Source organism: Gordonia sp. SL306, assembly GCF_026625785.1.
Lineage (GTDB): Bacteria > Actinomycetota > Actinomycetes > Mycobacteriales > Mycobacteriaceae > Gordonia.
Genome location: NZ_CP113063.1, coordinates 2,079,975 through 2,092,363, shown reverse-complemented (window position 1 = coordinate 2,092,363; position 12,389 = coordinate 2,079,975). Strand labels below are relative to the sequence as shown.

Annotated in this window: 10 protein-coding genes; 8 read left to right on the top strand and 2 right to left on the bottom strand. The window is 67.5% G+C overall.

The features are described 5' to 3' along the window. Positions 1-4 precede the first annotated feature (4 nt). On the bottom strand, positions 5-688 hold the full coding sequence (locus OVA31_RS09585; RefSeq protein ID WP_267630839.1) for a class I SAM-dependent methyltransferase: 684 nt from the start codon (positions 686-688) through the stop codon (positions 5-7). A gap of 43 nt (positions 689-731) precedes the next feature. Between OVA31_RS09585 and dinB the strand changes: the two genes are divergently transcribed. From dinB to OVA31_RS09545, 8 genes are all read left to right on the top strand, one after another. Beyond that, complete coding sequence (gene dinB / locus OVA31_RS09580; protein ID WP_267630838.1) at positions 732-1,940, top strand: DNA polymerase IV; 1,209 nt, start codon at positions 732-734, stop codon at positions 1,938-1,940. A gap of 339 nt (positions 1,941-2,279) precedes the next feature. Next, positions 2,280-3,743 carry a CitMHS family transporter gene (locus tag OVA31_RS09575; RefSeq protein WP_267630837.1) on the top strand — a complete coding sequence of 488 codons (1,464 nt, stop codon included), beginning with the start codon at positions 2,280-2,282 and terminating at the stop codon, positions 3,741-3,743. Positions 3,744-3,777: 34 nt separating this feature from the next. Next, positions 3,778-5,511 carry a sensor histidine kinase gene (locus OVA31_RS09570; RefSeq protein WP_267630836.1) on the top strand — a complete coding sequence of 578 codons (1,734 nt, stop codon included), beginning with the start codon at positions 3,778-3,780 and terminating at the stop codon, positions 5,509-5,511. Continuing rightward, complete coding sequence (locus OVA31_RS09565) at positions 5,501-6,166, top strand: response regulator (RefSeq protein ID WP_267630835.1); 666 nt, start codon at positions 5,501-5,503, stop codon at positions 6,164-6,166. Before OVA31_RS09570 ends, OVA31_RS09565 begins: the two co-directional genes overlap by 11 nt. Positions 6,167-6,257: 91 nt before the next feature. Continuing rightward, positions 6,258-7,076 carry a mycofactocin-coupled SDR family oxidoreductase gene (locus OVA31_RS09560; protein ID WP_267630834.1) on the top strand — a complete coding sequence of 273 codons (819 nt, stop codon included), beginning with the start codon at positions 6,258-6,260 and terminating at the stop codon, positions 7,074-7,076. A 123-nt stretch (positions 7,077-7,199) separates the two neighbouring features. Continuing rightward, complete coding sequence (locus OVA31_RS09555; RefSeq protein WP_267630833.1) at positions 7,200-9,593, top strand: phosphoketolase; 2,394 nt, start codon at positions 7,200-7,202, stop codon at positions 9,591-9,593. Positions 9,594-9,703: 110 nt separating this feature from the next. Further along, on the top strand, positions 9,704-11,005 hold the full coding sequence (locus tag OVA31_RS09550) for a TrpB-like pyridoxal phosphate-dependent enzyme (protein ID WP_267630832.1): 1,302 nt from the start codon (positions 9,704-9,706) through the stop codon (positions 11,003-11,005). A gap of 16 nt (positions 11,006-11,021) precedes the next feature. Continuing rightward, positions 11,022-11,765 (top strand): DUF429 domain-containing protein, encoded by a 744-nt coding sequence (locus tag OVA31_RS09545; RefSeq protein ID WP_267630831.1) that lies wholly within the window; start codon positions 11,022-11,024, stop codon positions 11,763-11,765. Here the strand turns inward: OVA31_RS09545 and OVA31_RS09540 are convergent. Next, positions 11,758-12,330: a GNAT family N-acetyltransferase gene (locus OVA31_RS09540; protein ID WP_267630829.1), complete on the bottom strand. Its 573-nt coding sequence runs from the start codon at positions 12,328-12,330 to the stop codon at positions 11,758-11,760. The genes OVA31_RS09545 and OVA31_RS09540 overlap by 8 nt on opposite strands. Between the last annotated feature and the right edge of the window lie 59 nt (positions 12,331-12,389).

The following is a 12,389-nucleotide window of genomic DNA, read 5'->3' as shown; positions in this document are numbered from 1 at the left end:
CCGCTCAGGACTCGCGGCGGGCGTGCAGCACGACGTCGTGGGTGTGTGCGCCACCGCCCGCGGCGACCCCGCGTTCCCTGGTCTCCTCGGTGACCGTCGTCCATCCGTCGCCGAGGAGTGCCGCGATGTCGGCGGGCTGGAAGTAGTCGTCCGGGTTGCGCCCGTGTGCGCGAATGCCTTCCGCCTCGTGGGACACCACCAGGAGATGGCCGCCCGGACCGACGGCCTCGAGGATCTTCCCCATCGTGCGGTCGTCGGAGCGTGCGATGGGGAAGTACTGCAGTGAGACCAGCCCGAACTCGACGCCGGGGACCTCGGCCCCGGTGAGGTCGGCCTGCAGCCAGGTGATCGACTCGCGGGCATCGGTCTCGCGGGCGCGGTCGATGGCGACCTGTGAGATGTCGACGGCGGTCACCTGCCAGCCCCGGTCGGCGAGCCAGCGGGCGTCGGCACCCTCGCCGGAGCCGACGTCGAGGGCCGTGCCCGGCGTGAGGTCGGAGACCTCGGCGATGAGGGCGGGATTGACGTCGGCGGTCCAGAGCCGGTCCGCGCTGCGATAACGCTCGTCCCACTCGGCAGCGCCGTCGAAATCTGACCCGCTCGCTGCGCTCCCGGCGTCGTCGAAATCCGACCCGCTCGCTGCGCTCCCGGCGTCGTCGAAATCCGACCCGCTCGTGCTCTCGCTCATGACCCGACCGTACCTGTCGGACCCGCATGCGAACATATGTTCTATGCGCATCGAGCGGAAGGAGCGGCCGGAAGCGACGATTCTGCACGCCGACCTGGACTCCTTCTATGCCTCGGTGGAGCAGCGCGACGATCCCGAGCTCCGCGGCCGGCCGGTGATCGTCGGCGGCGGAGTCGTGCTCGCGGCAAGCTACGAGGCGAAGGCATGTGGGGTCCGGACGCCGATGCCCGGACGAGAGGCCCGGGCGCTGTGTCCGCGGGCAGTCGTCGTGAGTCCTCGGTTCGACGCGTACATGGAGGCGAGCCGCGCCGTCTTCGAGATCTTCCACGACACCACCCCCGTCGTCGAGGGGATCTCGGTCGACGAGGCCTTCCTCGACGTCGGCGGACTCCGCCGCGTGAGCGGGTCACCGGTCGAGATCGGGCAACGATTACGCGCACGAGTGGCGACCGAGGTCGGCCTGCCGATCACGGTCGGGATCGCGCGAACCAAATTCCTCTCGAAGGTCGCCAGCGCGGTGGGCAAACCCGACGGATTGCTCGAGGTGGCTCCGGGCACCGAGCTCGCCTTTCTGCATCCTCTCCCGGTGCGACGCCTGTGGGGCGTCGGTGCGATCACCGAGGCGAAACTCGCTGACGCCGGGATCACCTCGGTCGGCGACCTCGCGGCGTTCGGGGAGCACGGACTCTGCGGCCTGCTCGGACCGGGCACCGGCCGTCATCTGTACGCGTTGTCGATGGCCCGGGATCCGCGACGGGTCGAGACGGGTCGTCGTCGGCGATCGATCGGTTCGCAACGCGCACTCGGGCGCAGACCGAAGAGCGAGGCCGACATCGAGGCGACGCTCGTCGCGATCGTCGAGCGCCTGGGCAAACGTCTCCGAGGTGCCGAACGAGTCTGCCGCACAGTCGTTCTGCGACTTCGGTTCGACGATTTCTCGCGAGCCACCCGGTCGCGCTCCTTCCTCGAGTCGACGGATCGGACGGACATCGTCATGGCTGTCGCGCGCGGGTTGCTGACCGACGCGATGCCGTTGATCCGGGAGCGGGGATGCACACTCATCGGGCTGTCGCTGACCAGCCTCGACGACCACGACAGTGTGCAACTCGCGCTGCCCTTCGACTCCGACCGTGGTATCGAACTCGACATCGCGATGGACCTCCTGCGCAACAGGTTCGGGCGTGACGCGGTGACCCGGGCGGTCCTCGTCGGTCGCCACCACGGGGACGACGCTCCGATGCTGCCGGACTGACCCGCCGATCGTGCGCACTTTCACGTCGAGCGTGCGCGCCTGCCCATCGTGCGCCCGCCCGCCGATCGAGCTTGTCGAGATCACCAGGCGGGGTCTCGATGCGCCACTCACTCCGTTCGTGGCTTACTCGACCGGCGAGGGGGCGGCCTACTGGACCGGCAGAGGGGCGCTTACTCGACCGGCAGGTAGTTGGTGGGCGTGCGCAAAACGCGCAAAAGACGACTTATGAGCGCAAGCGTGACTGTGACGTGGGTTACCCGAAGACTGCTCCTGTAACGGCCGACATGACAGCTCGGCGACCGGGCGGCCGTTCCCCACACGCAGAAAAGAGCATGACAAATGTTGGTAGCACTCGGCCTCGCAATGGTGGCCACCTTCATGTTCCTGATCATCACCAAGCGCGCGACCCCGGTAGTGGCGCTGATCTTGGTGCCGGTGGCGTTCGGTCTGTTCGCCGGGGCCGGCCTCGACATCAGCGACATGGTCACCGACGGCATCAAGGAACTCGCCCCGACGGCGGCGATGCTGTTCTTCGCGATCATCTTCTTCGGCATCATGATCGACGTCGGGCTCTTCGATCCGGTGGTTCGCCTGGTGGTCCGGATGGTCCGCAACGACCCGGCGCGACTGGTCGTCGGCACCGCGGTGCTGGCTATGGTGGTCTCCCTCGACGGTGACGGGTCGACGACGTTCATCATCACCACCGCCGCCCTGCTGCCCCTGTATCTGAAACTGGGTGTCAGCCCGGTGGTCCTGACCGTGGCCGCGGGCCTGGCCAACGGGACGATGAACATCCTTCCGTGGGGCGGTCCGACGGCCCGCTCTGCGAGTGCGCTGAAGATCGACACGAACGCGGTGTTCCTCCCGATGGTCCCGGCCTTGATCGCCGGTCTCGTCGTGGTGCTGCTGTTCTCGTACCACCTCGGCGTCCTGGAGCGGCGTCGCATCGGCCGGATCGAGATCAGGGATTCGATTCTGATGCCGCGCGAGGAGGTCCTGGTGGCCGCCGGTGGTGGCGCAGGTGGAGACGTCCCGCCGACCTCCCGCGGGCGACGCCACGCGGGTGAGCCGGCAACCGGTTCTGTGACAACCGGTTCCGGGGGTTCGGGCGACGACACGTCGAACGACGACGAGCAGGACGACGAATCGAGCTTCACCGGAGTCCTCGATCCGAATCGTAAGACATTGCGCCCCAAGCTGTTCTGGATCAATGCGGGCCTGACCGTCGCGCTGCTCGCCGTGCTGGGCCTCGACATCGTCGCGATTCCCGTGCTGTTCATGATCGCCACCGGCATCGCGCTCGCCGTCAACTTCCCGCATGTGAAGGATCAGCAGGAGGCGATCACCCGGCACTCGTCGAGCATCGTGTCGGTGGTGGCGATGGTGCTCGCGGCGGCAGTGCTGACCGGGGTGTTCAGCGGGACTGGGATGGTCGATGCGATCGCCCACTGGCTGGCCTCCGGAATCCCGGACTGGATGGGCCCGCACATGGCGGTCGTCATCGGTGTCCTCTCCATCCCGCTGACCTTCCTGATGAGCAATGACGCCTTCTACTACGGGGTGCTGCCGGTGATGTCGGAGACCGCGACCCGCTACGGCATCGACCCTGCGGAGATGGCCCGGGCGTCGATCACCGGTCAGCCGTTCCACATGCAGAGCCCGCTGGTCCCGGCGATCCTGCTGCTCGTCGCACTGGCCGGGGTGAGCTTGGCCGATCATCACAAGAAGGTGCTGTGGCGGGCGGCCGCGGTGTCGATCGTGATGCTCGTCGTCGGATGCATGGTCGGCGCGATTCCGTTCTGACCTGATCCGGCAGACCGACGCCTAGGCTGACCGCATGCGATTGCGAACGCAGGTTCTGCTACTGCAACTCGCCGTCATCGCGATCAGCCTGAGCGTCGGTTTCGGGCTGGTGATCTCCGGATCGGACGATCGCGTGCGGGAGGAGTACGCGCAACGAGCCCTTGCGATCGCACAATCGGTCGCCGCCGACTCCGGTGTCCAGAGTCAGGTCGCGAGCCATCGAGGTGCTGCCGTCGACCAGGCTGAACTCGCATCAGGGCCGCTGCAGGCCGAAGCCGTTGCCGTGCAGCAACGTACCGGCGCCCTGTTCGTGGTGATCGGCAACGAGAGCGGGGTCCGGCTCGCGCATCCGGAGCCGGATGAGATCGGCAAGCAGGTCTCCACCGACCCGTCGAACGCGCTGGCGGGCAACGAGGAGGTGAGCACCGACCGCGGCACTCTCGGCGAGTCGGTCCGCGCCAAGGTTCCGGTCTTCGACGACGGGCGGGTCGTCGGCTTCGTCAGTGTCGGGGTGTCCACGGCGCGGCTGGCCGTCGAGACCAGGCGCGACACCGTGGCCACTGTCCTCATCGCGCTGGCCGCGTTGGCGGTCGGTGCGGTCGGTTCGGCACTGTTGGCCCGACGTTGGCGCCGACTGACGCTCGGACTCGAACCCGACGAGCTCACCGAACTCGTCCGGGAGCAGGGCGCGGTCCTGCACTCGATGGCCGACGGTGTCCTCGCCGTCGACAGCACGGGGATCGTGCGAGTTGTCAACGACACGGCCCGGCGACTGCTCGACCTCACCGATCCGGTCGGCCGGAACATCGACGAGCTCGGGCTCACGCCGCGCGTACGGAGTGTGCTCGACCAACCGATCGCCGAGCCGATCGCCGCCACCGTCGGCGATCGGGTGGTGCTCGTCAGTTCGCACACCGTGGAGGCCGACGGACGTGATCTCGGCATGGTGATGTCGGTGATCGACCGCACCGACGTGGAACGACTCACCCGCGAGGTGGACTCGATCCGGGCCATGAGTACCGCCTTGCGCGCGCATCGCCACGAGACCGCCAACCGTATGCACGTGCTCGCAGGATTGTTGCGCCACGACCACCCGGCCGAGGCGATCGCCTACCTCGACGAGCTCACCGGTGCCGGTCCGCGAAGCTCTCGGCTCGAGGGTCTCGACAACATCGGCGAACCGCATCTGCAGGCATTTCTCGACGCGAAGGCCGCGCACGCCCGGGAGCGCGGGGTGACCTTGCGGCTCGGTGACCAGACCTGGGTGCAGGGCACCCTGCGGGATCCGGTGGTGGTGACGACGGTGCTGGGCAACCTGGTGGACAACGCGATCGACGCGAGCGCGCCAGGTTCGGCGAGTGCCGGTCGAGACGGCCGGCAGGCCGTCGTCGAGGTGGAGGTCCTCACCGACGGCGACGACATGTTCATCACGGTCAGCGATTCCGGCTCCGGGATCGGCGTCGACGATCCGGACGCGATCTTCGACGAGGGCGTGACCACCAAGGTCGACCCCGGCGTACCCGGCGGGCGCGGCATGGGATTGGCGTTGTCCCGGCAGATCGCGAGGCGCATCGGAGGAGACATCTGGGTGGCCGACCCGGGCGGGCCCGACAGCGATCCCGGCGAGGACGGGGTAGCGGTCGGCGGGGTGGACAATGAGCTCCGGGGGGCGGTAGTCGTCGCCCGGCTGCCGGCCGTGATCACCACCGGTTCCGCGACGACCGATGACGACGGCGAGACGAGTGGAGGTGGCGCACATGGCTGGTGAACTCGGGGTCCTCATCGTCGACGACGATTTCCGGGTAGCCGCGTTACATGCCACCATCGTCGACGCCGTGCGCGGGTTTCGTGTCGTCGCGCGGGCGGGCAACATCGCCGCGGCCCGCGCCGCCGTCGCCGACCATCCCGACGTCGACCTCGCGCTGCTCGACGTCTACCTGCCCGACGGCTCGGGGATCGACCTGGTCGCCGAATTGCCGTGCGACGCCTTCATCGTCGGTGCGGAGACGGATGCGGCGGCGGTGCGCCGGGCGATGCGTGCCGGCGCGCTGGCCTACCTGATCAAGCCCTTCGACGACACCGAACTCGCCAGGCGGCTGGCCGGCTACGCCCAGTACCGGCGCGTCCTCGCCGCCGACAACGTCGATCAGCACGCCGTGGATTCGGCGCTCTCGGCCTTGCGTTTCGGCACCCGCGGATCCGATCGACCCGACGCGGGCTCACACACCGAACAGCGGATCCTCGAACTGTTCGCAACCGCGGACGGGCCGCTCTTCGCCGACCAGGTGTCGGAAGCGGTCGGCGTCTCCCCGGCCACCGCACGTCGTCATCTCGCACATCTGGTGTCCGCGGGCCGGGTCCGGATGTCGCTGCAATACGGGAGTACCGGGCGGCCTCGACAGGAGTACCGGTTGCCGGGCTGACGCGGGGAATCCCGGCGACGCGATGAATCCGTACGACCGAGCCGGTCTACACCCTCGACGAACGCTTCCGACACGAGTGGAAGGGCAGGCCATGGGATTGCTCGAAGGCAGGGTTGCGATGATCACCGGCGGCGCCCGCGGCCAGGGCCGAGCGCACGCGCTGACCCTGGCGCGCGAAGGTGCCGACATCGTGTTCTGCGACATCGCCGCACCGGTGTCGGATGTGGACTACGAGACGGCCACGCCCGACGACGTCGAGCGGACGGTGCGTGACGTCGAATCCCTCGATCGACGCTGTCTCGGCATCACGGCCGATGTGCGCGATCTGTCCGAGGTCGAGGGAGTCGTGGGCCGGGCGCTCGCCGCCTACGGCCGGATCGACGTCCTGATCGCGAACGCCGGCATCGCGAGCAGTGGTCCGATCGCGTCGATGTCCTCGCGGCGCTGGCAGACGATGATCGACATCAACCTCACCGGGGTCTTCAACTCGTTCCGGGCCGTGCTGCCGCACATGATCGAGCGCCGGTCCGGGCGCATCGTCGCGACGTCGTCGAGTGTCGCGAAGACCGGCGCGACCAACTCGGGCCACTATGCGGCGGCCAAGGCAGGCGTCGTCGCACTGGTGCAGTCGGTGGCCTACGAGGTGGCCGAATACGGGATCACGGTCAACGCCGTGCTCCCGTCCGGGGTCAACACGATGATGATCCACAACCCGGCGACCTACCGGCTGATCCGGCCCGATATCGAGAACCCCGGCCGCGACGACGTCGAGGTGATGTTCGCGCAGGGGCGTCCGCGGCCGGGCTTGCTGGAACCCGACGATGTCGCGAATGCGGTGCTCTACCTCGTCTCCGACCACGGACGCTGCCGGTCCGGTGATTCGATCTCGTTGTCCAACGGGATGGATTGAGGGCGGCGCCGATCTCGCGGATTCGACGCAACACACAAGAGTTTGCTGGACCGCACCTGATCGGCGGGCTAGAACAGTGGAGGGGGAGTGTCCGACGTCCGGAACACGCCGAAGGAGTCCTCGTTGACCGAGACCCGCACCGACCACACCGCCTACGCCGATGACGAGCTCGACACCGACCTCCGATGGTGGGCGGCCGCCAACTACCTGACGGTCGCGCAGATCTATCTGCAGGACAACGTGTTACTGCGCGAACCACTGACCGCGGAGCACATCAAGCCGCGACTGCTCGGCCACTGGGGCACCAGCCCGGGATTGTCCGCGATCTACACCGTGCTCAATCGCGTGATCCGCGAGACGGATTCGGACTGGCTCTACGTCACCGGGCCGGGACACGGCGGGCCCGCGCTGGTCGCCAACGTCTATCTCGAGGGCACCTACACCGAGATCTATCCGCACGTCTCGCGGGACGCGCGGGGAGTGCTGAAGCTGTGCCGTCAGTTCTCCACCCCGGGCGGTATCCCCAGTCACGTCAGTGTGCAGACACCGGGCAGCATCCACGAGGGTGGGGAACTGGGGTATGCCCTCGTGCATGCCGCAGGCGCCGCGTTCGACAATCCCGACCTCACCGTCGTCTGCGTCGTCGGTGACGGCGAGGCGGAGACCGGTCCGTTGTCGGGATCGTGGAAGATCCCGGCCTTCCTCAACGCCGCACGCGACGGTGCAGTACTCCCGATCCTGCATCTCAACGGCGCGAAGATCGCCGGACCGACGGTCCTCGGTCGCAGCACCGACAGCGACATCGCCGATTATCTCGGCGGACAGGGCTGGACCCCGATGTTCGTCGAGGGTGATGACCCCAAGGCGGTGTTCCGCGATCTGAAGTCGGCGATCGACCAGTCCCACCGGATCATCCGCGACCTCCAGGCCGAGGCGCGCGACGACGGGCCGTCGGTCGGCACCCGGTGGCCGGCCATCGTGTTGCGTACCCCCAAGGGGTGGACCGGTCCGCACGAGGTGGACGGCGAACTGATCGAGGGCACACATTGGGCGCATCAGGTGCCGCTGTCGGGTGTCCGTGAGAATCCGGATCATCTCGAGATCCTGGAGAACTGGTTGCGGTCGTACCGGCCAGACGAGATCTTCGACGCGGCAGGCGCGGTCGTCGACGAGATCGCGGGGCTCGCACCCGAGGGTGACCGGCGGATGGGTGCGACGCCCTACGCCAACGGCGGTCGGCTGCTGACCCCGTTGAAACTGCCGCCGATCGCCCGCTACGCGCTCGAGGTCGACAAGCCGGGAGCGACGATCCACGAGACCACCCGGGTACTCGGCGAGTACATGCGCGACATCTACTCCGAGAACTCGTCGTCCGACGACGACGGCGGCGCCTTCCGGCTGTTCTGTCCCGACGAGACCGCCAGCAATCGTCTCGCCGCGGTCTTCGAGGCGACCGATCGCTGCTGGCAACTCCCCACCAATGAGCACGACGACAACCTGTCCCAGTCGGGCCGGGTGATGGAGGTACTGAGCGAACACCTGTGTCAGGGCTGGTTGGAGGGTTATCTACTCAGTGGCAGGCACGGTCTCTTCGCCACCTATGAGGCGTTCGCGATGGTGAGTGCGTCGATGGTGATCCAGCACACCAAGTGGCTGCAGCACGCGGCGACCCTTGACTGGCGTGAGCCGGTCGCGTCGCTGAACATCCTGTTGACCTCCACCTGCTGGCGCAACGATCACAACGGCTTCTCCCACCAGGGGCCGGGACTCATCGACGCGGTGCTCCCGCTGGCACCCGACGTCGTGCGGATCTGGCTGCCGCCGGACTCCAACTCGCTGCTCTCCATCGCCGAACACTGCTTCCGCAGTCGCAACCACGTGAACCTGCTGGTCGTCGACAAGCAGCCTCATCTGCAATACCTCTCGCTCGACGAGGCCAACGACCAGGCGGCGGCCGGTATCTCGATCTGGCCGTGGGCGGGGACCGAGGGCGACAACGACGACGACCCCGACATCGTGCTGGCCGGCGCCGGTGACGTGCCCACCCAGGAGATCCTCGCGGCGGCACAGATGCTTCGTGAGTGGGTGCCGTATCTGCGGGTCCGTGTGGTCAACGTGATGGATCTGATGTCGTTGCTGCCACAGGCCGACCATCCACACGGGATGTCCGAGGACGACTTCGCCGACCTGTTCACCCGTGACGGTCACGTGGTGTTCGCATTCCACGGATACCCGCGCGCGGTCCATCAACTCCTGCACGGGCAGCCGGACGCAGACCGATTCCACGTACGCGGATTCTCTGAGCAGGGCACCACGACCACACCGTTCGACATGGTGGTGCTCAACAAGATGAGCCGCTACCACCTCGTGCTCGAGGCACTCCGGCGATCGCGTCGGGTGCCCGAACGGTCCGAGGAACTCGTCGAGTTCTGTCACCGGCAGTTGGCCCGCCATCACGATCACGTCCGTGAGCACTTCGAGGACCTCCCGGAGATCCGGGACTGGACCTGGTCGTAGCGGCGGGGTGAGCGGCGCCCGGTTCGTCTGCTGCTGGTCGAGTAGCCGACGAGCGCAGCGAGGAGGCGTATCGAGACCACCGTCCGCGACAGCCCGTTTACAGTGTTCGAATGACGATGAACGTGGACGCCACCAATCCCGATCTGGTGACCGTCGGGGTGCCGACCCACTGGTACAACCTCGCAGCCGAGCTCGACGTGCCGATCCCGCCGCATCTGCATCCGGGAACCAAGGAGCCGGTCGGACCCGACGACCTCGTCGCGCTGTTCCCTGCAGGCCTGATCGCGCAAGAGGTGTCCACCGACCCGTATATCGAGATCCCCGATCCGGTGCGGGAGATCTACCGGATGTGGCGGCCCTCCCCGCTGATCCGGGCGCGTCGGTTCGAGGAGGCACTCAACACCAAAGCCCGGATCTACGTGAAATACGAGGGTGTCAGCCCGGTCGGCAGTCACAAGACGAATTCGGCTGTCGCGCAGGCCTACTACAACAGCGTCGACGGCGTGCGGAAGCTGACCACCGAAACCGGTGCCGGACAATGGGGTAGCGCGCTCGCATTCGCGGGTGCGCAGTTCGGCATCGACATCGAGGTCTGGCAGGTACGCGCCTCCTACGACTCGAAGCCGTATCGCGGGCACCTGATCCGCACCTACGGAGGCACCTTGCACCCGTCACCGTCGGACCTCACCGAGTCCGGCCGCGCGATGCTGGCCAAGGACCCCGACACCACCGGCAGCCTCGGTATGGCCGTCAGCGAGGCCGTCGAGGTCGCCGCCGGTGACCCGGACACCCGCTACGCGCTGGGCAGTGTGCTCAATCACGTTGTGTTGCACCAGAGTGTGATCGGGGTGGAGGCAGTTGAGCAGCTCGATGCCGTCGAGCCCGGTGGCGCCGACGTCGTCTTCGGCTGCGCTGGTGGCGGTTCCAATCTCGCCGGGCTGTCGTTCCCGTTCCTGCGCGAGAAGATCCACGGCCGGTCGAACCCGCGGGTCGTCGCAGCCGAACCCGCCGCCTGCCCGTCGATCACGCAAGGCGAGTACCGCTACGACCACGGCGATGTCGCGGGCCTGACTCCATTGCTCAAGATGCACACGCTCGGAATGGATTTCGTTCCCGATCCCATCCATGCGGGCGGGCTGCGCTACCACGGTATGGCGCCGGCGCTGAGTCACACAGTGGAACTCGGCCTGGTGCAGGGTGTCGCGATCACTCAGCATGACGCGTTCTCGGCAGGCGTGCAGTTCGCCCGGACGCAGGGCATCGTCCCGGCTCCGGAGTCGACCCACGCCATCGCCGCGTGCGCCGCTCACGTCGCCGACAGCGACAAAGAAGAGGTGGTGGTGATCGGACTCTCCGGCCACGGGCAGCTCGACCTCCCGGCGTATGCGGAGTTCCTCGACGGAAAGTTCTGAGCGACAGACGGATTCGATGGGGACGGCGATGCGGACGGTCGGCGTCGACCTGGCCGCGTCGCCGAAGTTCACTGCCGTCGCGGTGGTCGACTGGTCACCCGGGGCCGCGCGACTGGTCGACCTGGTGATGCCCGCGACCGACGCGCACATCGCCGACCTGGTGGTCGGTGCGGAGAAGGTCGGTATCGACGCCCCGTTCGGATGGCCGGATGCGTTCGTGGATTTCGTCGTCGCGCAACACCGGGGCGAGCTCGGCGCCGGACGGTCTCTCGACGACATCGAGCAACGAAGGCCGCTGGCCTATCGACGGACCGACCGAGTCGTCGTGGAGAACGGGTGGGGCCGACCGCTGAGCGTGTCCGCGGACCAGATCGCGCACGTGGCGTTCCGGGCGGCCGGGCTGATCGCGGATCTGCGCGTCGTCGATCGTGTGACCGGGTGGGCAGTCGAGGCCTATCCGGCTGCAGCACTGAAGCAATGGGGACTCACGTCCCGTGGTTACAAGGGCGTCGCACGGCGCGCTGTGCTTGCGGCGTCGTACGAGTCCCTCCTCGAGAGCGCGCCATGGCTGGATCTCTCCGGCCACCGAGAACTCCTGACCCAGGATGACAACGCGTTCGATGCGGTGATCACCGCGCTGATCGCGCGTGCGGCGGCGTCGGGACAGACCTTCCTTCCCGGCCACCGCGACCGGGCCGTCGCGGCTCGTGAGGGATGGATTCACGTCCCGCAATGCGCTCTGAGCGATCTGGTCACGTGAGATCCAAGCGCATCAGCACGCGCGGAAATCCGTTCAGCACCGACGTCGTGTCGGCGGCCCAGTCGAAACCGTTGTCCTCAAACAGTTTTCGCGTGCCGACGTAGGCCATGGTCAGGTCGACCCTGTCGCCGGCGTTGTCGACCGGATACCCCTCGACGGCGGGCGCCCCGTTGGTGCGTGCGAACTCGACGGCTCCGGCCAGCAGCGGGTGTGAGATGCCCTGCTTACGATGGCCCGGGCGAATGCGGATGCACCACACCGACCACACGTCGAGGTCGTCGACGTGCGGGATCTTCCGGTTACCGGCGAACGTGGTGTCGGCACGCGGCGCGACCGCGGCCCAGCCGACCACCTCGTCACCGTCGTAGGCGAGGACGCCGGGTGGCGGCTTCTGCCGGCACAGTTTCTTCACGTACTCGCCACGATCCTCGCGCGCGAGTTCCTGATTGAGCTTGTTGGGAATCCGATAGCTCAGACACCAGCAGACATTGGCGTCGGGCCGCTTCGGCCCGACCATGGTGCGGACATCGGCGAACCGCGTCGCCGGACGTACCTCGATCGCCATGTGATCAACCTTGGTCGACGGGCACCTGATCGGCAAGGCGATCGATGCCCGTCGACACG